The 22,260-nt window shown below is 58.3% G+C and carries 24 protein-coding genes and 2 tRNA genes; 11 read left to right on the top strand and 15 right to left on the bottom strand.

Features of this window, described 5'->3' with window-relative positions; all coding sequences use genetic code 11:
- The first annotated feature begins 109 nt into the window (after positions 1–109).
- Positions 110–739, top strand: coding sequence for an ATP-dependent Clp protease proteolytic subunit (locus ACTYEO_RS10145; protein WP_449323623.1), 630 nt, complete (start codon positions 110–112; stop codon positions 737–739).
- A gap of 161 nt (positions 740–900) precedes the next feature.
- Positions 901–2,166 (top strand): ATP-dependent Clp protease ATP-binding subunit ClpX, encoded by a 1,266-nt coding sequence (gene clpX / locus ACTYEO_RS10140; RefSeq protein ID WP_449323622.1) that lies wholly within the window; start codon positions 901–903, stop codon positions 2,164–2,166.
- Between the two features lie 75 nt (positions 2,167–2,241).
- Here clpX and ACTYEO_RS10135 read toward each other — a convergent pair whose 3' ends face one another.
- Positions 2,242–3,240 (bottom strand): hypothetical protein, encoded by a 999-nt coding sequence (locus ACTYEO_RS10135; protein ID WP_449323621.1) that lies wholly within the window; start codon positions 3,238–3,240, stop codon positions 2,242–2,244.
- Between the two features lie 144 nt (positions 3,241–3,384).
- Here ACTYEO_RS10135 and gph point away from each other — a divergent pair, with 144 nt between their 5' ends.
- Positions 3,385–4,032, top strand: a complete 648-nt coding sequence (gene gph, locus ACTYEO_RS10130) for a phosphoglycolate phosphatase (protein ID WP_449323620.1) — start codon at positions 3,385–3,387, stop codon at positions 4,030–4,032.
- 17 nt (positions 4,033–4,049) lie between these two features.
- Complete coding sequence (locus ACTYEO_RS10125) at positions 4,050–4,715, top strand: nucleoside triphosphate hydrolase (protein ID WP_449323619.1); 666 nt, start codon at positions 4,050–4,052, stop codon at positions 4,713–4,715.
- A 27-nt stretch (positions 4,716–4,742) separates the two neighbouring features.
- Here ACTYEO_RS10125 and ACTYEO_RS10120 read toward each other — a convergent pair.
- Positions 4,743–4,826: transfer RNA gene (locus ACTYEO_RS10120), tRNA-Tyr, on the bottom strand.
- Between the two features lie 130 nt (positions 4,827–4,956).
- On the opposite strand from ACTYEO_RS10120, the gene rlmB reads away from it, so the two are divergent.
- From rlmB to ACTYEO_RS10100, 4 genes are all read left to right on the top strand, one after another.
- The gene (gene rlmB / locus ACTYEO_RS10115) at positions 4,957–5,736 is read left to right on the top strand and encodes a 23S rRNA (guanosine(2251)-2'-O)-methyltransferase RlmB (protein ID WP_449323618.1); all 780 of its coding nucleotides are present in this window, start codon (positions 4,957–4,959) and stop codon (positions 5,734–5,736) included.
- Positions 5,737–5,746: 10 nt separating this feature from the next.
- Positions 5,747–6,058 carry a hypothetical protein gene (locus ACTYEO_RS10110; protein WP_449323617.1) on the top strand — a complete coding sequence of 104 codons (312 nt, stop codon included), beginning with the start codon at positions 5,747–5,749 and terminating at the stop codon, positions 6,056–6,058.
- 96 nt (positions 6,059–6,154) lie between these two features.
- A complete protein-coding gene (locus tag ACTYEO_RS10105; RefSeq protein WP_449323616.1) occupies positions 6,155–6,619 on the top strand; it encodes a YHS domain-containing (seleno)protein in 465 nt (154 codons plus the stop codon).
- A 164-nt stretch (positions 6,620–6,783) separates the two neighbouring features.
- Positions 6,784–7,257 carry a CoA-binding protein gene (locus tag ACTYEO_RS10100; RefSeq protein ID WP_449323615.1) on the top strand — a complete coding sequence of 158 codons (474 nt, stop codon included), beginning with the start codon at positions 6,784–6,786 and terminating at the stop codon, positions 7,255–7,257.
- On the opposite strand, the gene ACTYEO_RS10095 is transcribed toward ACTYEO_RS10100, so the two are convergent.
- Positions 7,258–7,569, bottom strand: coding sequence for a phosphoribosyl-ATP diphosphatase (locus ACTYEO_RS10095; RefSeq protein WP_449323614.1), 312 nt, complete (start codon positions 7,567–7,569; stop codon positions 7,258–7,260).
- A complete protein-coding gene (hisF, locus tag ACTYEO_RS10090; RefSeq protein ID WP_449323613.1) occupies positions 7,566–8,327 on the bottom strand; it encodes an imidazole glycerol phosphate synthase subunit HisF in 762 nt (253 codons plus the stop codon). Before hisF ends, ACTYEO_RS10095 begins: the two co-directional genes overlap by 4 nt.
- A gap of 90 nt (positions 8,328–8,417) precedes the next feature.
- Between hisF and ACTYEO_RS10085 the strand changes: the two genes are divergently transcribed.
- Positions 8,418–9,170 (top strand): SDR family NAD(P)-dependent oxidoreductase, encoded by a 753-nt coding sequence (locus ACTYEO_RS10085; protein WP_449323612.1) that lies wholly within the window; start codon positions 8,418–8,420, stop codon positions 9,168–9,170.
- A 12-nt stretch (positions 9,171–9,182) separates the two neighbouring features.
- On the opposite strand, the gene hisA is transcribed toward ACTYEO_RS10085, so the two are convergent.
- A complete protein-coding gene (hisA, locus tag ACTYEO_RS10080; protein ID WP_449323611.1) occupies positions 9,183–9,902 on the bottom strand; it encodes a 1-(5-phosphoribosyl)-5-[(5-phosphoribosylamino)methylideneamino]imidazole-4-carboxamide isomerase in 720 nt (239 codons plus the stop codon).
- A gap of 142 nt (positions 9,903–10,044) precedes the next feature.
- Between hisA and ACTYEO_RS10075 the strand changes: the two genes are divergently transcribed.
- On the top strand, positions 10,045–10,434 hold the full coding sequence (locus tag ACTYEO_RS10075) for a DUF2147 domain-containing protein (protein ID WP_449323610.1): 390 nt from the start codon (positions 10,045–10,047) through the stop codon (positions 10,432–10,434).
- Between the two features lie 12 nt (positions 10,435–10,446).
- Here the strand turns inward: ACTYEO_RS10075 and hisH are convergent, their stop codons facing one another.
- From hisH to ACTYEO_RS10035, 8 genes are all read right to left on the bottom strand, one after another.
- Positions 10,447–11,085, bottom strand: coding sequence for an imidazole glycerol phosphate synthase subunit HisH (gene hisH / locus ACTYEO_RS10070; RefSeq protein WP_449323609.1), 639 nt, complete (start codon positions 11,083–11,085; stop codon positions 10,447–10,449).
- A gap of 3 nt (positions 11,086–11,088) precedes the next feature.
- On the bottom strand, positions 11,089–11,676 hold the full coding sequence (gene hisB / locus ACTYEO_RS10065) for an imidazoleglycerol-phosphate dehydratase HisB (protein ID WP_449323651.1): 588 nt from the start codon (positions 11,674–11,676) through the stop codon (positions 11,089–11,091).
- A 149-nt stretch (positions 11,677–11,825) separates the two neighbouring features.
- Positions 11,826–11,900: transfer RNA gene (locus ACTYEO_RS10060), tRNA-Gly, on the bottom strand.
- An 82-nt stretch (positions 11,901–11,982) separates the two neighbouring features.
- Complete coding sequence (locus ACTYEO_RS10055) at positions 11,983–12,684, bottom strand: hypothetical protein (RefSeq protein ID WP_449323608.1); 702 nt, start codon at positions 12,682–12,684, stop codon at positions 11,983–11,985.
- Positions 12,685–12,783: 99 nt separating this feature from the next.
- A complete protein-coding gene (locus ACTYEO_RS10050) occupies positions 12,784–13,176 on the bottom strand; it encodes a VOC family protein (RefSeq protein WP_449323607.1) in 393 nt (130 codons plus the stop codon).
- Positions 13,173–16,619, bottom strand: coding sequence for a pyruvate carboxylase (locus ACTYEO_RS10045; protein WP_449323606.1), 3,447 nt, complete (start codon positions 16,617–16,619; stop codon positions 13,173–13,175). Before ACTYEO_RS10045 ends, ACTYEO_RS10050 begins: the two co-directional genes overlap by 4 nt.
- 167 nt (positions 16,620–16,786) lie before the next feature.
- A complete protein-coding gene (locus ACTYEO_RS10040) occupies positions 16,787–17,179 on the bottom strand; it encodes a hypothetical protein (protein ID WP_449323605.1) in 393 nt (130 codons plus the stop codon).
- A 46-nt stretch (positions 17,180–17,225) separates the two neighbouring features.
- On the bottom strand, positions 17,226–18,374 hold the full coding sequence (locus ACTYEO_RS10035) for an alpha-hydroxy acid oxidase (RefSeq protein WP_449323650.1): 1,149 nt from the start codon (positions 18,372–18,374) through the stop codon (positions 17,226–17,228).
- A 129-nt stretch (positions 18,375–18,503) separates the two neighbouring features.
- On the opposite strand from ACTYEO_RS10035, the gene ACTYEO_RS10030 reads away from it, so the two are divergent.
- Entirely contained in the window at positions 18,504–20,951 is a 2,448-nt protein-coding gene (locus tag ACTYEO_RS10030) for an ATP-dependent helicase (RefSeq protein ID WP_449323604.1), read from the top strand.
- 25 nt (positions 20,952–20,976) lie between these two features.
- Here ACTYEO_RS10030 and ACTYEO_RS10025 read toward each other — a convergent pair whose 3' ends face one another.
- Both ACTYEO_RS10025 and ACTYEO_RS10020 read right to left on the bottom strand, forming a co-directional pair.
- A complete protein-coding gene (locus ACTYEO_RS10025) occupies positions 20,977–21,573 on the bottom strand; it encodes a LysE family translocator (RefSeq protein WP_449323603.1) in 597 nt (198 codons plus the stop codon).
- 352 nt (positions 21,574–21,925) lie between these two features.
- Positions 21,926–22,141 (bottom strand): DUF1127 domain-containing protein, encoded by a 216-nt coding sequence (locus ACTYEO_RS10020; protein ID WP_449323602.1) that lies wholly within the window; start codon positions 22,139–22,141, stop codon positions 21,926–21,928.
- Positions 22,142–22,260 lie beyond the last annotated feature (119 nt).

Genomic DNA, 22,260 nt, shown 5'->3' with positions numbered 1-22,260 from the left:
CAAGGCTATTGCGGGAAGGCGCGTTTTCAACCGGTCCTGCCCTTGCAGCCCCCAAGATGCAGCACTAAGACTCTAGGTAACCGACGAATTCATTGACCGAGGCAGGCCCATGCACGACCCTATCGATTATTTCACGAACAACCTTGTTCCTATGGTGGTTGAGCAAACCAGCCGCGGCGAGCGCGCCTATGATATCTTCTCGCGCTTGTTGAAAGAGCGGATCATTTTCGTGAATGGCCCCGTGCATGACGGTATGTCCAGCCTGATCGTGGCACAGCTTTTGCACCTCGAGGCCGAGAACCCGTCGAAAGAGATTTCGATGTATATCAACTCGCCTGGCGGCAGTGTGGTTGCGGGTATGAGCATCTATGACACGATGCAATATATCCGCCCGAAAGTGTCCACGCTTGTGTGTGGCATGGCCGCCTCCATGGGCTCGGTGATTGCTGTTGGCGGCGAAAAGGGCATGCGTTTTGCGCTGCCAAATGCGGAATTCCTTGTGCACCAGCCTTCGGGCGGCGCGCGCGGCACGGCGTCTGACATCCTGATCAGCGCCAAATCCATCGAAGCCACCCGTGAGCGGCTTTACAAGCTGTATGTCAAACATACAGGCCAGGATTACGACACGATCCAGCGCGCTCTGGACCGTGATACTTGGATGAACCCCGAAGAGGCGCTTGCTTGGGGCCATATCGACGAGATCGTTGAAAGCCGTGCGGCGGCTGAAGACGCAAAATAAATCCTGAAGGGCGCGAGCGAGCGCAGGCGATCAACCGCTCGTGCCCTGACGATTTGACATTGTGGTCGTAGTTTCGCTGTTTTAGGCTGCGGGGAACGACCACAGATAGGCCTCTAGGGTCAGGGCTCCGCGTTTCGTGGGCCTGAAAAGGTAAAGAGACGATGGCAAAATCAACCAGCGGCGACTCGAAAAACACGCTCTACTGCTCCTTTTGCGGCAAGAGCCAGCATGAGGTCCGCAAACTTATCGCCGGACCGACTGTGTTCATCTGTGATGAATGTGTCGAGTTGTGCATGGATATTATCCGCGAGGAAACGAAATCCTCGGGGCTGAAAGCAACCGATGGTGTCCCAAGCCCGCGCGAGATTTGTCAGGTTCTAGATGATTATGTAATCGGCCAGCAGCATGCCAAGCGCGTGCTCTCCGTAGCGGTGCATAACCATTACAAACGTCTGAACAATTCCGATAAATCCGATATCGAATTGGCCAAATCCAACATTATGCTGATCGGCCCGACAGGCTGCGGTAAGACGCTGCTGGCGCAAACGCTGGCGCGGATTCTGGATGTGCCCTTCACCATGGCCGATGCGACCACGCTGACTGAGGCGGGTTATGTCGGTGAGGATGTTGAGAACATCATTCTCAAGCTGCTTCAGGCCAGCGAATACAATGTTGATCGCGCGCAGCGCGGCATCGTCTATATTGACGAGGTTGATAAGATCACGCGCAAATCTGACAACCCTTCTATCACCCGTGACGTCTCGGGCGAGGGGGTGCAGCAAGCGCTCCTTAAGATCATGGAAGGCACTGTGGCCTCCGTTCCTCCGCAAGGTGGCCGCAAGCATCCGCAGCAGGAATTCCTGCAAGTGGACACGACCAATATTCTGTTCATCTGTGGCGGTGCGTTCGCGGGTCTGGAAAAGATCATCGCGCAGCGCGGCAAGGGCTCGGCCATCGGGTTCGGGGCAGATGTCAAAGATAATGACAGCCGCGGCGTTGGCGAAATGTTCAATGAGCTTGAGCCTGAAGACCTGCTGAAATTCGGCCTTATCCCCGAATTTGTGGGCCGTTTGCCCGTGATCGCGACTTTGACCGATCTGGATGAAGATGCGCTTGTGATCATTCTAACCCAGCCCAAAAACGCGCTGGTCAAGCAATATCAGCGCTTGTTCGAACTGGAAGATGTGAAGCTGAAATTCACGGATGACGCGCTAACCGCAATCGCCAAACGCGCGATTGAGCGTAAGACGGGCGCGCGCGGTCTGCGCTCGATCATGGAAGATATCCTGCTGGAAACCATGTTCGAATTGCCCGGCACCGAGGGCGTCGAAGAGGTTGTCGTCAATGAGGAAGCCGTCACATCCGATGCGCAGCCTTTGATGATCTATTCTGATCGCAAGAAGGAAGAGCCTGCCAGCGCAGGCTGAGCCGCCTCAAGTCAAGTTTAGAAAAAGCCCGCAACCATCGATTAGCGGGCTTTTTTATGCGGAAATGCTGCGCGGCTATCGCAGCCAGAGGTTCTCGCGTTTGAGCTTGTTGCGGATCGCTTGCTCGCGCCTTGGCAGATTGTCCTGATCAAACAGGGCGCGCGCCTTGGCCCCTTTGCCCTGATAGATCATCCGCTTCATCGGGTCGTAATTCTTCAGGACCTTCTTCACCCAATTGGGCGAGGTCACCTCCTCCAGAACATCCACGACGCGCTGTTTTTCCCGCGCATAAAGCAGTGGCAAAAGGCGGTAATGGCATGTGGTTTTGCCATCAAGCCAGCCTGCCTCAAGCGCGTCCCGCCCGCCGCCGAAGGAATGGATCACCAAGGGCAGGGCCACCTGATCCAGCCATGGGTTTAGGTTTTGGCATTCAATCTCGCGCGGGCCGTTGTCACGGATGGTGCGCGCGTAATGCAAAAAGCGCTGACCGAAGGTTTTCGGGTCTTTGTAGTAAAAGAAGCCTGCGTTGAAATAGAGATAGCGCCGCCAGTATTCATCGGGTTGGGACAGATCCAGCGTGCTGTCGAAATCGAGGTCGAATTTATCATAAAGCGATTTCCACGTGGCGGCATATCCCGGCCCGTAAAGCTCGATGGTGGGCCATGTCCCTTCCACTTTCAGCGAGGCGGAGGGGCGCTCGAAATCAAAGGGCACCTCGGTCAGATCGCCCATAACAAGCGTATCGGTGTCAAAAAAGACAAAGGGTTCGCCCTCGGGCAAAGCGCTCAGGCCCTCGATCTTGTTTCCATAGGGGTAATCTTCGCCAAAATAGGCATTCTCGAAAGGCAGGATCTCCACCTCCAAACGCTCCAGAAGGGCGAGGATTTCTTTATCCTGAATAATCGGGTTTTTCTGCCAGCGATGGGTGAATTGCGGTTGCCCCAGATAGAGCTTGCCGGGGAAATTCGGGTTGAAATGCCGAAATGACGCTGCAAACAACGCGGCTTCATAGGATAGGCGGCCATGCTGCCCGATAATAAAGACATTGAATTTATTTGATTTTTTCTGCGCCATGCCTGCCTGTAAGCCCCTATGCCTGCAAGGGATATTCTTAGCTGATCAAAGGGGGGAAGGCCAAGAGATGGATTGGTAATTCTCGTCTCGACAGCGCAAAATGATCCTCTACTGTTCAAGCACGCGCACGATATTGGAGAACGCATGGCACGTATCGCTTTTGATCTTGATGGCACATTGATCGACAGCGCGCCTGATATCCGCGCGACCATGAATTCGGTGCTTGAGAGCCGTGGTGTTACCCCATTGAGCTTGGAGGAAACGCGCAGTTTCATCGGCTCGGGCGCGCCCGTTTTTGTGGAACGTATGGGGGCGGCACGCGGGATTGATGCTGCCGCCTTACCCGAATTTCTAAACGGGTTTTTGGCGGGCTACGAGAGCGCGGTTGACCTGACCGAGCTCTATGACGGGGTTCGCGTGGCCCTGACCCGTCTGCGTGAGGCGGGCCATCGCCTTGCAATTTGCACCAATAAGCCGATTGCCCCAGCGCGGGTGATCTTGGCCCATCTCGATCTTGTACAATATTTTGACTGCGTGATCGGCGGCGACAGCCTGCCAGTGCGCAAACCTGACCCCGCACCGCTTCGGGCGGCATTGGAAGGCTTGGGCGAGGGGCCCGCGCTCTATGTCGGGGATAGCGATATTGATGCGGCAACCGCATTGGCTGCGGGGGTGCCGTTTTTGCTCTATATGCAGGGCTATCTACATGTGCCCGCAGAGAGCCTCACCTGTGTCGCGCGGTTCTCGCAATTTGAGGACTTGCCGCGATTGGTCGGGCAGGCTTTGCTATAGATTGGCCCTGAAACTGAATGAGGCATGTTTTGACTGCGCCTGATCTGCTCGATGCCCCTGAGCGCCTAGCGCGCGCCAGCCTTGCGGTGACGCCCAAGGGCCGCAGGCGGCTGATCGCCCTTGCGGGACCGCCTGCCAGCGGGAAATCCACGCTGGCCGAGGCCGTGGTCGCACAGCTCAACGCGGCAGGTGCGCGCGCGGTTCTGGTGCCGATGGATGGCTTTCATCTGGACAATCGCATTCTTGAGCCACGCGGCCTTTTGGGGCGTAAAGGGGCGCCTGAAACCTTTGATGCCAAGGGCTTCGTCAAAATGGTGCAGGCTCTCACTGAGGAGGAGGAGGTTGTCTTCCCGCTTTTTGACCGCAGCCTTGATTGTGCGGTCGCGGGCGCGGGGGTGATTACGCCTGATCATGACACGGTTGTGGTTGAGGGCAATTATCTGCTTCTGGATCGCGACCCGTGGCGCGCGCTTGCCCCGCTTTGGGACCAGACGGTCTTTCTATCCGTGCCGCTGATCGAGTTGAAGCGCCGCCTTGTCGCGCGTTGGCTGCATTACGGGTTGAGCCAAGCCGCCGCCGAGGCCCGCGCAGAGGGCAATGACCTTGCAAATGCGAAAACGGTTTTGAACCAAAGCGTTAGAGAGGCTTCGATCATAATCGAGCAGCCCGCGCAGGCGCGATAGGCGCTTATATTATCCTGAGTTGAGAAGTGGTGGGCGACCCTGGAATCGAACCAGGCGTGCGTCTCCGCGAGGGAGTTACAGTCCCCTGCCACACCTTGCGGCCTGTCGCCCACTGGCGGGCGGGATAGCTGGCATAGGTCAGGTGGTCAAGAGCAAAAGCTTGTGTTTTTCACCTGCGATCAAACTCGCATGATGCGCTCGCATCTTGAACTTTCTGCCAATCGCTGCGCATGGTCCGGCCATGGTAAAGAAACCGACATGGGTGGTTGAAAAAGAACGCGTTCGCAAGGCGGCAGCGGCGGAAACCGTGTGGCTGTTCGGCCTTCATGCAGTGCGCGATGCTTTGGTTAATCCCGCCCGCGAAAAACTGAATTTGGTGGTGACAAAGAACGCCTCCGATAAGCTGGCCGAGGCGATTGCCCAAAGCGGCATGGAGCCCGAGATTGTTGATCCGCGCAAATTCACGGCACCGCTGGATGCAGGCTCTGTCCATCAGGGCGCAGCGCTTGAGGTCAAGCCGCTGGATTGGGGCCGTCTCAAGGATGTGGCCGAGCCCGGATCAGGCGCGCCGCGTCTGTTATTGCTCGACCGTGTGACCGACCCCCATAATGTCGGGGCGATCCTGCGCTCGGCCGAAGTTTTTGGCGCGCGCGCGGTTATCGCCCCCCATCGCCATTCCGCGCCTGAGACAGGGGCCTTGGCCAAAACCGCCTCGGGCGCATTGGAGCGTCAGCCCTATCTTCGCGTTCAGAACCTCGGCAATGCGATGCAAGAGCTGCGCGACATGGGCTATACCATTCTGGGCCTTGACGGGCTTGGCGAGGATGAGATCGACACGATGGCGGCAGGGTTGCATGAACACCCCGTTGCACTTGTGCTGGGGGCCGAAGGGCCAGGCATGCGCGAGCGTACCCGTGAGCTATGCCACCATCTGGTAAAAATTCCCTATGCAGGCGAATTTGGCTCGCTCAATGTCTCGAATGCGGCGGCAGTCTCCCTATATGCAGTGACACGTCGCTAGCGAGGGTTTCATGAAGCATCAAAACAAAATCGCCACTTGCTGCTATTGTGGCGCACGCAGCCTGCTGCAACTGACTGCGCGTGGTGGGCATGAACTGGCCTGTGGCTCCTGCGGGGCACCGCTGCACGAGATGAAGCCCGTCAAGCTGGATCGCTGCAGCAGCAAGCCCGCCCCCAAACCGTCACGGCCAGCGCCTGCCTCGCGGGCAAGCTGGGTGCCGGATGAGGAATATAAGCGCCCCAAAAAGAAAAAGCGCCGCAAGAGTTTCTGGCGCGAGGCTTTGGGCGAGGCCTTTGATGTGATCGAAGATATTCTCGACTGACATCCCTTCATTACAGGTTTTCACGTCTGCGTCAGGCCTCTCGCGGCAGGGCGGGCTAGGGCCTATTTGTGCTCTCGTCGCTTATAGGAGGATGCAATGCCCGATCTATCCCGAAGAATGGCCCTTGGCCTTGTTGCTGCTGCCCCCGCCGCTGTTTGGCTTGCCGCACGGCCCGCTATGGCGGCCGAGCCGATGGTTTATCAGGAAGGTGGCATTGCCATCGATGGCAGTGATGTCGTGGCTTATTTCGAGGGCAATGGCCCCGTCGCGGGGATGGCGTCGATCACCCATGATTGGAACGGCGCGCGCTGGCAATTTGCCACCGAGGCCAATCGCGATGCCTTTGCCGCCGATCCCGAGGCCTATGCCCCCGTATTTGGCGGATATTGTGCTTTTGCGGCCTCGCGTGGCTATCTTGCCCCCACAATTCCCGAGGCGTGGACGATCCATGAAGGTCGGCTCTATCTGAATGCCTCGATCCGTGTTCGGCGGCGCTGGTTGCGCGATATTGATGAAAATATCGCCGCAGGACTGGCCAATTGGCCTGCGATCTTGGGCTGATCACATCTGCGGCATCACGGCCTTCCAAAACGTAAAGGCCGACATATGTTTTTCACAGGCGCTGGTGACCGGAACTCCCAGTGTCCATTACTGTCCCTCGTTCCGCAACTTGCGCCCGCCGGATTTCCGCTGCGGGCGCCTTTTTAATATGCTAACCCAATTGCATGACCGAGACACCTTCAGATGATTTGCTTCGAAAAGTCCTGCGTGAAAACAAGGTTTTCGCCTGTGTGGGCGTGTCGCCGAATCCGGTCAGGCCAAGCCATTATGTGGGCCGTTATCTCAAGCTGAAGGGCTATCGGGTTATTCCGGTCAATCCTGTTCAGGCGGGCACATCGCTGTTCGGTGAGACGGTGCTGGCAGGCCTGTCCGAGATCACCACAGCTGTGGGGGTTGTCGATATCTTCCGCAAATCCGAGGCTGTGCCTGAAATCGTGGAGGAAGCGCTCGCCATGCCGATCCGGCCCAAAGTGATCTGGATGCAGATCGGGGTGATGCATGCCGAGGCGGCCGCAAAGGCCGAGGCCGAAGGGCTGATCGTGATCCAGAACCGCTGCCCCAAGATCGAATATCAACGCCTGTTCGGTGAATTGCGGATGGGCGGGTTCAATACGGGCATCATCAGCTCAAAGCTGTGATCAACGGCTGGCTTTTTCCTCAAGCCCGCTGGTGCCTTCGCGCCGCTCCAGCTCTGCCAAGACGTCCTCAAGCGGGACATCACGCGCCGCCAGCATGACCGCTAAGTGATAGATCACATCCGCCGCTTCCGATGTCAGTGCGGCTTGGTCGCCTTTGACAGCTTCGATGATGGCCTCAACCGCTTCCTCACCGAATTTTTCGGCGCATTTTTCAGGGCCCTTGGACAGGAGCTTGGCCGTCCATGAGCTATCGGGGTCAGCAGATTTGCGCGCGTGGATGGTTGCGAAAAGGCGGGAAAGGGTGTCACTCATGTCAGCCTCACGGGGATGCCAGCGGCGGCCATATGGGCTTTGGCCTCGCCGATTGTATAGGTGCCGAAATGGAAGATGGAGGCCGCCAGCACGGCGCTTGCATGGCCCTCGGTCACGCCTTCCACCAGATGGTCCAGCGTGCCGACACCGCCCGAGGCGATCACGGGCACATGCACCGCATCCGAGACCGCGCGGGTCAGCGGAAGGTTGAAGCCCGATTTCGTGCCATCGCGATCCATCGAGGTCAGCAGGATCTCGCCCGCGCCCTTGGAGACCATCAGCTTGGCAAACTCAACCGCATCAATACCTGTGGCCTTGCGCCCGCCATGGGTAAAAATCTCCCATTTGCCGGGGGATACGGTTTTTGCATCAATCGCCACGACAATGCATTGGCTGCCGAATTTATCAGCCGCGCGCGCCACCACATCGGGGTCGGCCACTGCGGCCGAGTTGAAACTGACCTTATCAGCGCCAGCCAGCAGCAGGTTGCGCACATCCTCAACACTGCGCACGCCCCCGCCAATGGTCAGCGGCATGAAGCATTGCTCGGCGGTGCGGGTGGCCAGATCATACATCGTGCCACGGTTTTCATGGGTGGCCTTGATATCCAGAAAGCACAATTCATCCGCGCCCGCTGCGTCATAGGCGCGGGCCTGCTCCACAGGGTCGCCTGCATCGATCAGATCGACGAAATTCACGCCTTTGACAGTGCGCCCTTCGGCGACATCAAGGCAGGGGATGATGCGTGTCTTTAGCATGGGGCCTTCCATAAGCGGGCAAACCCGCCAGAACAAGTTGTCCTTACGCTGTCCTTATGAAAGGTTCACACTCAAAACGGAAGGACGCAGATGAGTTTTGCAATCTATCCCAGCCTCAAGGGGAAGGCTGTTTTCATTTCTGGTGGTGCCTCAGGTATCGGGGCCGAGATGGTGCGCGCCTTTGCCGAGCAGGGCGCGCATGTGGGCTTTGTCGATATTGACGAGGAAACCTCATTTCGCCTGATCGAAGAGACCGAGGGTGATGTCAGCTTTGCGCGTGCCGATCTACGCGATATCGATGATCTGCGCCGCGCCTTGGCCGCGCTGGAGCAGGAGATGGGCGCGGCAGATGTGCTTGTGAACAACGCCGCCCGTGATGATCGTCATGACTGGAAAGAGGTCACGGCTGACTATTGGGATGAACGCCAGCACACCAATCTGCGCCATATGTTTTTCGCGATCCAAGCCCTTGCGCCTGGAATGGCGGGCAAGGGGGGTGGCTCGATCATCAATATGGGCTCGAATTCTTGGTGGGAGGCGGGGGGCGGTTTCCCTGCCTATGCCACGGCCAAGGCAGCGGTGCATGGCCTGACGCGCACAATGGCGCGTGATTTGGGGCGGGACCGCATTCGCGTCAATACTGTCGTTCCGGGCTGGATCATGACCGACCGCCAGAAAGAGCTATGGGCCACGCCCGAAAGCCTTGAGGCGCATCGCAACAGGCAATGCCTGCCTGATCTGATTGATCCCGTCTATGTGGCGCGGATGGTGCTGTTTCTGGCCTCGGACGATGCCAAAATGTGCACGGCCTGCAATTACATGGTCGAGGCAGGCTCGATCTAAGGCGCGGGCGCTTCAGCCCTTAAGGGCTGCCAAAGCCTCGCCCAGATCAAGCGCGCCGTCATAAAGCGCACGACCCGAAATTGCGCCCGCGATCACGGCCGTGTCGCGCAGCGCGATCAGGTCTTTCATGGAAGAGACACCGCCCGATGCAATCACTGGGATCGAGGTGGCGCGGGCCAAAGCCTCGGTCGCCTCGATATTGGGGCCCTGCATCGCCCCATCGCGGTTGATATCGGTATAGATGATGGCCGCCACGCCCGCGTCTTCAAAGCTTTTGGCCAGATCAGTGACCATCAGATCGGTTTCCTCGGCCCACCCACGGGTGGCCACACGGCCTTCACGCGCATCCAAGCCGACGGCTACTTTGCCTGGGAAGGCGCGGGCGGCCTGACGCACGAGATCGGGGTTTTCCACGGCAACGGTGCCAAGGATCACGCGTGCGATGCCTTTTTCGATCCATGCCTCGATGGTGGCCATATCACGGATGCCGCCGCCCAATTGGGCTGGCACATTTGTATCGGCCAAGATCGCCTCGACGGCGGCCCCATTGACAGGCTCGCCCGCGAAAGCGCCGTTAAGATCGACCAGATGCAACCATTCGCATCCTGCATCCTCAAAGGCTTTGGCCTGTGCTGCGGGGTTGTCGCTGAAGACTGTCGCCTGATCCATCTCGCCTTTGTAAAGGCGCACGGCCTGCCCGTCTTTGAGGTCAATCGCGGGGTAGAGGATCATGGGGCGCACCTTTCAACAATCGCTTGGCTTGCGCGCCTTTTGGCCCAACCCCGCGCGGCGGGCAAGGTGCAGCTACGTAATCCTTGCCAGATTGGTGAAAAACCCGTCAGAAATTTGAGGGAAGCTTCGGAAAGGGAGAGAGATGAAGGTATTTGTTCTGGCCAGCTTGGCCATCGGTCTGGGAAGTGCCGCGATGGCCGAAGACCTGATCGGCACATGGCGCACCGCCCCTGACGATAATGGCAATTCCGGACTTGTTGATGTGCAGGTGTGTGGCGCGGCCCTATGCGGCACCTTGGTGCAGGCCTTTGATGCCTCGGGTGCGTCGGTGGAGACGGATAATCTCGGGCGGCAGATCATTTGGGAGACCCGCCCGCAAGGGGGTGGCGAATATCGGGGGCGCATCTATTCGCCTGACCGTGATCAGGAATACCGCTCTCGGTTGCAACTTGAGGGCGACACGCTTGCCGTCTCAGGCTGTGTTATGGGCGGGGCGATCTGCCGTGAAGGCGGGCGCTGGACGCGTCAGTAAAGCCCTTGCGCCTCAAGGTGCCCAGTTCAGGAAATTGGCAATCAGGCGCAGTCCTGCGCTTTGGCTCTTTTCGGGGTGGAACTGGGTGCCCACCACATTGCCGCGCCCGACAATCGCGGTGACATCGCCGCCATAATCGACATGGGCCAAAAGTTCGGCGGGGTCCGTGACCTTCATATGGTAGGAATGCACGAAATAGGCGTGATCGCCTGTTTCGATCCCGTCTAGCAGCGGGTGGGGCTGGTCGATCACAAGATCATTCCACCCCATATGTGGGACTTTGAGGCCCGCATCCGAGGGCGTGATCTGCACCACTTCGCCCGCGACCCAGCCAAAGCCTGCCACATCCTCATATTCGCGGCCCCAACTGGTCAGCATTTGCATGCCCACGCAAATCCCTAGAAAGGGAATGCCGCGCGTCTCGACAGCCTCGACCAAGGCCTCTTCTAGCCCGTCGATGTTTTGCAAGCCGCGCCTGCAGGCAGGGAAAGCCCCATCGCCCGGCAAAACAACACGGCTGGCGCGCGCCACATCTTCGGGGCGGTTGGACACGATCACCTGATCATGCCCGCCCTCGCGCGCCATGCGTTGGAAAGCCTTCTCCGCCGAATGGAGATTGCCGCTGTCATAATCGACGAGAACAGTGGTCATCGCCTATAAGCTACCCTTGGTGGAGGGCACGGCATCGGCCTTGCGGGGGTCGGTCTCGACCGCCTCGCGCAGCGCGCGCGCAACCGCTTTGAAGGCGGCCTCGGCAATATGGTGGCTGTTAAGGCCATGGAGCTGATCCACATGCAGGGTGATCCCGCCATGCGTGGCGAATGCTTGGAAGAACTCGCGCACCAATTCGGTATCGAATGTGCCGATTTTGGCGGTTGGCATGTCCAAGGTCCACACAAGATAGGGCCGCGCGCTCAGGTCGAGCGCGGCACGCACAAGGGCGTCATCCATTGGCAAAAGGCAGGCGCCATAGCGACGGATACCACGTTTGTCGCCAAGAGCTGCTGTGAGGGCTTGGCCAAGGGCAATGCCCACATCCTCGACGGTGTGGTGATCATCGATATGCAGATCGCCGCTGGCGCGGATGGTCGTATCGATCAGCGAATGCCGCGCCAATTGGTCAAGCATGTGGTCGAAGAAACCAACACCTGTCTGGTTGTCATAAGACCCTGTACCATCAAGATTAATCTCGACGGTGATATCTGTTTCTGCCGTCTTGCGGCTGATCTCGGCGCGACGCATGGACATGTCCCTTTGGCTTGCGTGATGAGCGGCTTATAGGCGGGGGCAGGCGTGCTGCCAAGATGGCGATAATTTAGTGGGGGCGCAGTGTTGCGGCTTGGCCCAAACAATGAAAAACCCGGAAGGAAAACCTTCCGGGTTTTTTATACTGGAGCGGGCGAGGCGATTCGAACGCCCGACCCTTACCTTGGCAAGGTAATGCTCTACCCCTGAGCTACGCCCGCTCTGTGAGACAGGTATTTAATGATGCCCGCAGAGGCCTGCAAGCGGAAAATTATGCGATTGCCGCTATTTTTTCCAAGCGGCTCATTCCGCGACCAGCGAGAAGTTGTCGATGCCGTAGAACTCGTCATCTATGCCTTGGTTGGTATTGGATCGCGCGGTCAGCGACAGCTCTGGGTCGGGGTTTTCGACCGTGACAGTGATCCTTGAAATATTATCTGACCAATAGTTGCGCCCGCCCATCTCCGTGTTGTTAGCCAAGACTTCTGTTTGGATTGTAACGCCCGCGAGATTGCTATCTGCAATGCTGAGCGATCCATCAAAAGGAGAACGTGCCACGAAGATCTCTTGGCCGTTAAGGGTGAACACAGCAGTCTCGTTGTCGATACTGTCCCCCGCGACCAAATCAAATGTGAAGGTCGCCGATGACGCGCCACTGGGGATGATCGTAGAATATGTTGTCGATTGGCCGGCACCCAGAACCATCAAGCTGCCAAAGCCCGATATATCCATGACATTGCCGCCCGACCACCCCGCAGACCCGCTCGCGAAATCGGTCAAGGCCAGTTGCACGCTTTCGAAGGCGCCGAACTCTTCTCCGGCGGTGTCGAAGGCGGCAGCGATCTCGGCTTCGCTCAATTGATGCGTGATTGCGGTGACCATATTATTGACGCCACCGGTTACCAATTCATCCATCGCCATGCCAAGGCCAGCGGCTGCTGCCGTCAGCATCACCCAGTCGACGGTCACCGCGCCGGACTCATCATTTATGAAGTGCAAAAGCATTTCAGGTCCCAAAAATCCAAATTCTTACCTTAACGATTTATTGGGCAAGAGCGGCAAAATTGGGGCGCGCAGACGGTGAAAACTGGGTCTTATAACGGGTCAGGCGGGTTTGGTTTCCAGCAAATCCCACCGATTTCCAAAGGCGTCCCGAAAGACGGCGACCTTGCCATAAGGCTCTTGTCTCGGGTCTTCTTCGAAATGGATGCCTGCGGTTTTCATGCGCGCATAATCGGCATCAAAGCTGTCGCTTTCGAGGAACAACCACACCCGGCCGCCGCCTTGCTGGCCGATGGCGGCCTTTTGCTCTGGCGTGGCCGCGCGGGCCAAGATGAGGGCGACCCCACCCCCTTCGGGCCGAACGACGACCCAACGTTTGGTCGGGGAAAGCGGCGTGTCCTCGAGCAGTTCAAAGCCAAGATCGCCCACATAATGGGCGATCCCCGCGTCATATTCGGGCACTAAAAGTGAGAGCTTGCCCAGATGGCGGGTCATTCTGTGTCGAATTCCACCAAAAGGTCTTTCGCATCAATCTGCGCGCCCGGTGTCACATGGACCGCCTTGATCACCGCGTCCCGATCCGCATGAATGCCTGTCTCCATCTTCATCGCTTCGATGGTCAGGAGCAGATCACCCTGTTTGACGCTTGCGCCAACGCTCGCAGCCACGCTGGCCACAACTCCGGGCATGGGGGCGCCAATATGGGCGGGGTTGCCAAGCTCGGCCTTGGGGCGTTTCGCGCTTGTGGCGGCCACTTTGCGGTTGGGCACGCGGATCGTGCGGGGCTGGCCGTTCAATTCGAAGAACACCTTGGCCTCGCCTTCGGCATTCGTCTCGCCCACAGCCTGCAAGCGGATGACAAGTGTCACGCCCGGGTCGATCTCGGCCTCGATCTCTTCGCCGGGTTCCATGCCATAGAAGAAGGTCTTCGTGGGCAGGGTGCGCACAGGGCCGTAATCGGCATGGCGGGTGGCGTAATCGGTGAAGACCTTGGGATACATCAAGTAGCCGTTAAGATCTTCGTCATCCACGGCCTCGCCGATCTGTTCTTCCAGCTTTTTGCGGGTTGCCTCCAGATCTACGGGGTCCAGATGCTTGCCCGGACGCTCGAGATTGGGGGCTTCATCCTTGAGGATTTTGTTCAGCATCAATGTCGGGAAGCCGCCCGGAGGCTGGCCAAGATTGCCGCGCATCATGTCAATGACGCTATCGGGGAAGGCGACATCGGTTTCTGGGTCTTCGACCTGCGCGCGGGTCAGGCCTTGGCTGACCATCATCAGCGCCATATCGCCCACCACTTTGGAGGACGGCGTGACCTTCACAATATCGCCGAACATCTGGTTCACATCCGCATACATCTGCGCGACCTCATGCCAGCGTTCTTCCAACCCGAGGCTGCGTGCCTGCGCCTTGAGATTGGTGAACTGACCGCCGGGCATTTCATGCAGATAAACCTCGGAGGCGGGGGCCTGCATGCCGCTCTCGAAAGCGACATAATGGGCGCGCACGGCTTCCCAATAATCGCTGATTTCGCGCACGGCAGAAATATCGAGGCCTGTGTCACGATCCGTATAGCGCAGGGATTCGACGATCGTGCCAAGCGTGGCCTGCGAAGTATTGCCTGAGAGCGCATCCATCGCGCAATCCACCGCATCCACACCTGCCTTGGAGGCTGCAAGGATCGTCCCGCAGGCCACGCCAGCGGTGTCATGGGTGTGGAAATGGATCGGCAGATCAACGGCATCTTTCAAAGCGGGGATCAGCACTTCGGCGGCGGTTGGCTTGAGCAAGCCCGCCATATCCTTGAGGCCCAGAACATGGGCGCCTGCAGCCTCCAACTCCTTAGCCATCGAAACATAGTATTTCAGGTCATATTTGGCGCGATCTGGGTCAAGGATATTGCCTGTATAGCAAATCGTACCCTCAACAATCTTGCCAGAGCTGCCGACCGCATCCATCGCCACGCGCATATTTTCAACCCAGTTCAGGCTGTCAAAGACGCGGAAGACATCGACGCCCGAGGCGGCGGCTTGGGCCACAAAGCTTTGCACAACATTATCGGGGTAATTGGTATAGCCCACACCATTGGAGGCGCGCAGCAACATCTGTGTCATGATATTGGGCATTTTGGCGCGGATATCGCGCAGGCGCTGCCATGGGCATTCCTGCAAAAAGCGATAGGCCACATCAAAGGTTGCGCCCCCCCAGCATTCAACGCTGAACAATTCAGGCAGGTTTGCCGCATAGGCAGGGGCTGCATTGATCATATCAATCGAGCGCATCCGCGTGGCCAAAAGCGATTGATGCCCGTCGCGCATTGTTGTGTCGGTGATGAGCAATTGTTTTTGCTCTTTCATCCATGCAGCAACCGCTTCGGGGCCTTTTTCATCCAGCAGATTGCGCGTGCCTTTCGGGGCCGCCTCAAGCCGCGGCTTGGGCGCGCGGGCCAGTTTGATATCGGCGGATGGGCGCGTGCGGCCTTCGGTTTCGGGATGACCGTTGACCGTGATATCGGCGACATAGCGCAAGATACGGGTCGCGCGGTCGCGGCGCGGTGCGAAATCGAACAGCTCGGCCGTCTCGTCGATGAATTTGGTGGTGTATTGGTAATTCAGGAATGTCGGATGCTTGAGCAGGTTTTCTACGAAAGCGATATTGGTCGAGACCCCGCGAATACGGAACTCGCGCAAGGCACGGTCCATCCGCGCAATCGCGGCCTCGGGCGTGGGGGCCCAAGCGGTGACCTTTTCCAACAGGCTGTCATAATAGCGTGTGATCACCGCGCCTGAATAGGCCGTGCCGCCATCAAGGCGGATGCCCATGCCCGTGGCCCCGCGATAGGCGGTGATGCGGCCATAATCGGGGATGAAGTTATTGGCAGGGTCTTCGGTCGTGATGCGGCATTGGATGGCGTGACCATCCAGCTTCACATCATATTGGCTTGCCACGCCTGTCGCCTCGGTCAGGCTCTTGCCCTCGGCAATCAGGATTTGGGCGCGCACGATATCAATGCCTGTCACCTCTTCGGTGACGGTATGTTCAACCTGCACGCGCGGGTTCACTTCAATGAAGTAGAAAGCGCCCGTATCCATATCCATCAGGAATTCGATGGTGCCTGCGCATTCATAACCCACATGCTCGGCGATCTTTTTACCAAGCAGGCAGATATCTTCGCGCTGCGCCTCGCTCAGATAGGGGGCGGGGGCGCGTTCCACGACTTTTTGATTGCGCCGCTGCACGGAACAATCGCGCTCATAGAGGTGATAGATATTGCCATGCGTATCACCAAGCACCTGCACTTCGACATGGCGCGCGCGCTGGATCATCTTTTCGAGATAGCCCTCGCCATTGCCGAAAGCGGCCTCAGCCTCGCGGCGGCCTTCCAGCACCTTTTCTTCCAGCTCATCAGCATTCAAGATGGCGCGCATGCCCCGTCCGCCGCCGCCCCATGAGGCTTTGAGCATGATCGGGTAGCCGACCTCATCGGCCTGTTTGCGGATCAGGGCCATATCCTCACCCAGAACCTCGGATGCGGGGATGACAGGCACGCCTGCTTCAATCGCAACACGACGGGCGCTGGCCTTGTCGCCAAGCGCGCGCATGGTTTCGGCCTTGGGACCGATGAAGGTGATGCCGGCCTCAAAGCAAGCATCTACGAATTCGGGGTTTTCCGATAGCAGACCATAGCCCGGATGGATCGCATCCGCGCCAGCCATTTTGGCCACGCGGATAATTTCGGGGATCGAGAGATAGGCCGCAACAGGCCCCAGACCTTCGCCGATCTTATAGGCCTCATCCGCCTTGAAACGGTGCAGCGAAAGTTTGTCTTCCTCGGCATAGACCGCAACGGTGCGTTTGCCGAGTTCATTGGCCGCGCGCATCACTCGGATCGCGATTTCACCGCGATTGGCAATCAGGATTTTCTTGAATTCGGCCATAATGTTCCTCCCCAGAGATATAGCTTTGCGGCGGCGCGCGGGCGCTCCTGCTTCTTTTCGCTGCAAAGCAGCATAATCCCAGGCGGCAGGGGAAGGAAACCCCTGTTTTACGGATATTTTAGCGCTAACAAATCGAGCTGTTACAACTGATTTCGCCTGAAATTTCTTTAGTTTGATAGCGCAGGCTGCCGATACCTGTTGCGCAAATAGGAGGTCATTTGCCAGCGGATCAGAAAGTCGAGATCATAGCTGCGATAATCGACATCCAGCGCTTGTGCGACCGTGCGGACCTGAAATTCGGCGTTATCCTCGACCCCGTTTGTATCGATCATGATGACCATGGGTGCACGCTCGGTCAGATGCGCGTAAAAGATGGCCTGATGCACGCTGTCATAGCTTGAGCGGCGATCATCAAGGCCGATCTCGATGGCATGCTCGCTGGTCAGGCAATCCATCCGAACCGAGTGCTGGCCTTCATTGATGTCATAGGCAACCCGATATTCTGGCGTGCCGCCAAGCAGCAAAGCGCAAATGATAGGGATGAGATCGGCTTCGAACATAAGGCGAACATTAACTGTTCGTTAAAGGATTGGGAAGCCGCTTTCTCTAGGCTGAGTTAACAAGACGTGACGGCAGATCAGCCAAGGTCTTGGCGCCGATCTGGGCCATATTCGACAGCATATCGCGTTCCAGAAGGTCATGTAGGTGGGCGGGCCCCTCGGCCCCAAGCGCGCCAAGCGCGTAATGCCATGCACGCCCCATCATTACGAAATCGGCCCCGAGCGCGAGGGCGCGCAAGATATCCAAACCGCCCGCGACCCCGCTATCAAAGATGATGGGCAGGGCGGTTGCGGATTTGATCCGGGCCAGCACATCAATCGCGGCAGGCGCGCCATCGAATTGCCGCCCCGCATGGTTCGAGACCCAAACGGCATCTGCGCCCGCATCTGCTGCGCGGGCGGCGACCTCGGGTTCCATCACACCTTTGAGGATGATCGGCCCCTCCCATTCATCGCGCAGCGTCGCCAGATAGTCCCAATCAGGGGCGGCGCGCAGCAGATAGCCGACATGAGCCGTTGAGGGCAGGGTGCCTTTGCCCGCAATCTCGGGCGCGTAGCTGTCCATCAGCTTCATCCGCGGCATGCCTGCGGTGCCAATTCCAAGCGCCCATTGCGGGCAAAGCGCCACTTGCGCGGCCAGCCTTGGCGTCAGTTTGGGCGGTTGCACCAAACCGCCTCGGGTCTGGCGTTCGCGCCTGCTGGCGGCGGGGACATCCACCGTCAGGATCAGCGTGTGAAACCCCGCCTCGCGCGCACGGCGCAACATGTCGCGTCTGATATCAGGGTCGCGCGGGGGGTACATCTGGAACCAGCCCTGTTGTCCGATTGCAGGGGCAAGATCTTCGGGCGTTCGGGTGGCGACTGTGGACAGGCAATAGGGAATGCCCGCTGCCGCGCCGTGCCGCGCCAGATGCAGTTCGGCCTCGGGCCAGATCAGCCCTGACATCCCCAAAGGCGCCATGCCAAAAGGCGCGGCATAGGCTTTGCCCAGAAATTCGGTCGAGATATCTGGCGCGATTTCACCGCGCAGGGCGGCAGGGCGAAACAAGACCTGATCCAATGCCGTGCGGTTGCGATGGGTGATCGTCTCGGCCCCCGTGGCGCTGTCGAGATATTCCCACACGAAATGCGGGATGCGCCTTTTGGCGCGGGCTTTGAGATCGGAGATTGCGGGGTATCGGCTGTGTAAATCCATAGGCGCCAAAGAGCCCGATTTGGCGGGCGGAGTAAAGAGTTGGAACTGCATTTCGCCTGTTTTTGGCCTGTGCGAACAATTTAAGAACAAATCTTTAACTGTGCGGCGTTCCCCTGTAATCTATCTCGCATGAGCAGCTTTGACGATTCAGAGGCCTTTGAGGCCGCCAGCCTGTCCGCCCGCGCCATGGGTGCGCGCCCGATGCCCTATTTCGACGGTCTCAACCCGCCGCAACGCGAGGCAGTTGAAACCTTGAGCGGCCCTGTCTTGATGCTGGCCGGCGCTGGCACGGGCAAGACGCGGGCCCTGACCGCGCGGATCGCGCATCTGGTCAGCACAGGCACGGCCAGACCTGACGAGATTTTGGCGGTAACCTTTACCAATAAGGCCGCCCGCGAGATGCGCAATCGGGTGACGGGGCTGGTGGGGCCTGCCGCGGAAGGCATGCGCTGGCTTGGCACCTTCCATTCGATCTGTGTGAAGCTTTTGCGACGCCATGCCGAATTGGTCGGGCTGAAATCCAATTTCACGATCCTTGATACCGATGACCAGATCCGCCTGATGAAGCAGCTGATCAATGCCGAAGGCATCGATGAGAAGCGTTGGCCCGCGCGGCAATTGGCAGGCATCATTGATGGCTGGAAGAACCGCGCGCTGACACCTGACAAGGTGCCAAGCGCTGATGCGGGGGCCTTTAACCATCGCGGCGTAGCGCTTTATGCGCAATATCAGGCGCGGCTCAAAACGCTCAATGCGGCGGATTTCGGTGATCTGCTTTTGCATATGGTCACCATTTTCCAGAGCCATGAAGATGTGCTGGAGCAATATCAGCGCTGGTTCCGCTTCATTCTTGTAGACGAATACCAAGATACCAATGTCGCCCAGTATCTGTGGCTGCGGCTGCTGGCAGCGGGTCATCAAAATATCTGCGTGGTCGGCGATGATGACCAATCCATCTATGGATGGCGCGGGGCCGAGGTGGGCAATATTCTGCGCTTCGAGAAAGATTTCCCCGGCGCGAAAGTGATCAAGCTGGAGCAGAATTACCGCTCCACGGGGCATATTCTGGCCGCCGCTAGCGCCGTGATCAAAGGCAATAGCGAACGCTTGGGCAAGACGCTCTGGACCGATGGCGATGATGGCGAGAAATTGCGCCTGATCGGTCATTGGGATGGTGAGGAAGAAGCGCGCTGGATCGGCGATGAGATTGAGGCCGCGCAAAGCGGCACCCGCGGGATGGACCCGTTCAGCCCTGAAGATACGGCGATTTTGGTGCGCGCCTCGCATCAGATGCGCGCCTTTGAAGACCGTTTCCTGACCATTGGTCTGCCCTACCGCGTCATTGGTGGCCCCCGTTTCTACGAGCGGATGGAGATCCGCGATGCCATGGCCTATTTCCGCGTGGTGATCAGCGCTGATGATGATCTGGCTTTCGAGCGGATCGTGAATACCCCCAAGCGTGGGCTTGGGGATAAGGCGATTGCCACGATCCAGCGCATGGCGCGCTCCAATGGTATCAGCCTGATTGAAGGCGCGAAGCTGTGTGTCGAGGCGGGCGAGATCAAGGGTAAAGGGGCGGTTGAGCTGGCGCGGCTGGTGAATAACCTCGACCGTTGGCGCGATATGCTGCATGGGCCCTTGCGGCAGGTGGGGCCTGTCGATGACCTGATCGAACCTGTGGATGCCGCGCCCGCGCAGGTCAGCCATATCGAACTGGCCGAGATCATTCTTGACGAGTCGGGCTACACCACGATGTGGCAGAACGACAAAACCCCAGAAGCGCCCGGACGGTTGGAAAACCTCAAGGAATTGGTCAAGGCGCTGGAAGGTTTTGAGAACCTGCAAGGCTTCCTCGAACATGTCAGCCTGATCATGGATAATGAACAAGATGACGGCCAGCCCAAGGTCACGCTGATGACCTTGCATGGCGCCAAGGGTCTGGAATTTCCTGTCGTGTTTCTTCCTGGATGGGAGGACGGGCTTTTTCCCAGCCAACGCTCGATGGATGAGGCGGGGGCTAAAGGCCTCGAGGAGGAGCGCAGGCTGGCCTATGTCGGCATCACCCGCGCCGAGGCGGTCTGCACAATCTCCTTTGCGGGCAATCGCCGTGTCTATGGGCAATGGCAAAGCCAGATGCCGTCGCGCTTTATTGATGAGTTGCCCGAGGCCCATGTCGAGGTCATGACCCCGCCGGGGCTCTATGGGCATCAAGGTGGCCAAGGGGGCGGTATATCGTCAAGCGCCTCGCCTGTGGCGCAGATGATGAGCGGCTCGGATTTGCATGCGCGCGCGGGGCGGGCGGATGTCTATAATTCGCCTGGATGGAAACGTTTGCAGGCCAATCAGGGCCAATATGGCACGCGCCAGCCAAGCGAGGCGCGCAATATGATCATTGATGCCGAGGCGATCAGCGGCTTCGAGATCGGCGATCGTGTGTTTCACCAGAAATTCGGCTATGGCGAGGTGATGCAGATCGAGGGTGACAAGCTGGATGTGGAATTCGACAAGGCGGGCTCCAAAAAGGTGGTCGCGCGTTTCCTGCAGGCCGCAGGGGCGGGCAATGACGTGCCGTTCTGAGCTAAAGCGCGCTTGAGCTGTGCCCCTAGCTGGTTAGCATCGGGTAGAGCGAGGCCACAAGCAGCAAGGCCATTGTGATATTGAACACCCGTAAACGCCGCCCCGTGGACAGGAAGCGTTTGAGCTGCGTGCCGCCCCATGCCCAAACGGCCACGGATGGGAAATTCACCACCGCAAAGACAAGCGCCACCGCAATCGCAGCGCTCCAATTGGCCTCGGGCGTGGTGAAATTTGTCTGCGCATAGATCGCCATATACCACGCTTTCGGGTTGACCCATTGAAAGCCCGCCGCCTGTAAAAAGGTAAAGGGACGGCCCTTTTGCGGCGCATCCTCTGGGGGGGCGGCATTGGCAATCTTCCATGCGAGATACAGCAGATAGGCCGCGCTTACGACCATCAAGCTGATCCGCAGCCAAGGCAGCAGATCAAAAAGCTGCATCAAGCCCAAACCCACCATCGCCACCATAAACGCATGGCCCAAGCTGATCCCCAGCATATGGGGCAGGGTCCGTCGCAAGCCGAAATTGGCTCCTGAGGCCAGAAGCATCAGGTTATTGGGCCCCGGTGTGATCGAGGAGGCGATGCCGAATAGGGCAAGCGGGATCAAAAGGTCGAGTGTCATGGGGGTGTTCTACGGGGCGTGGCGGGGAAAGACAGCCCAAAACAAAAAAAAGCGGTGATGCTAAGGGAGGAGGAAGCATCACCGCCTTGTTTCAGTTGCCTCCAAAGGGAGGAGGAGAAGGCAACCGATGGCTCGGTCTTTCGACCGGTATGAAGTTCAGCGACCCTCAGAGGGAGGATAAGAGGGCCGCTGCCTTGGTCACGTGCCCCGAGGGAGGAGAGGGGCGACGGTTCCATGTGGATCTTTCGATCCTTGTTTCGCGGCTCATCCCCAAAGGGAGGAGGAGGAGATTTACCGCTGTTCCTGAACGCTAGAGGGAGGAGGTGCGTTCAGGTGTTCTTCAAGCTTGCGCTTACTCGCCGTAAGCCGCTTCGATCGCGATGCGGCGGATCATGGAGCGCGAGATGCCCAGATCGCTCAATTCGCGTGTTGTCAGTTGCTGAAGCTCGGCCACTGTGCGGCGATATACGCGCCATGCAGTGAAGGCTTCGGAAAACTGTGTTTTGATCTCGGCAAGGCGTGCGCCCATGGAGATCGTTGTATTGCGGCTACCTGCGACATAGGCCATTGGTAAATCCTCGGTTCAAGTTTTGCGGTTTTCGCTTTTGGCCCCGAATTGGGCCTCAGCGCGGTAATTCATGATTGGGCGTTTGCCCTTTCGTTGAGACTGAAGATAACCCAATGCTG

The sequence above is a fragment of the Rhodophyticola sp. SM2404 genome, assembly GCF_053570515.1.
Note: the sequence above shows the minus strand (reverse complement) of the source record. Positions and strands in the feature narration are given on the sequence as shown.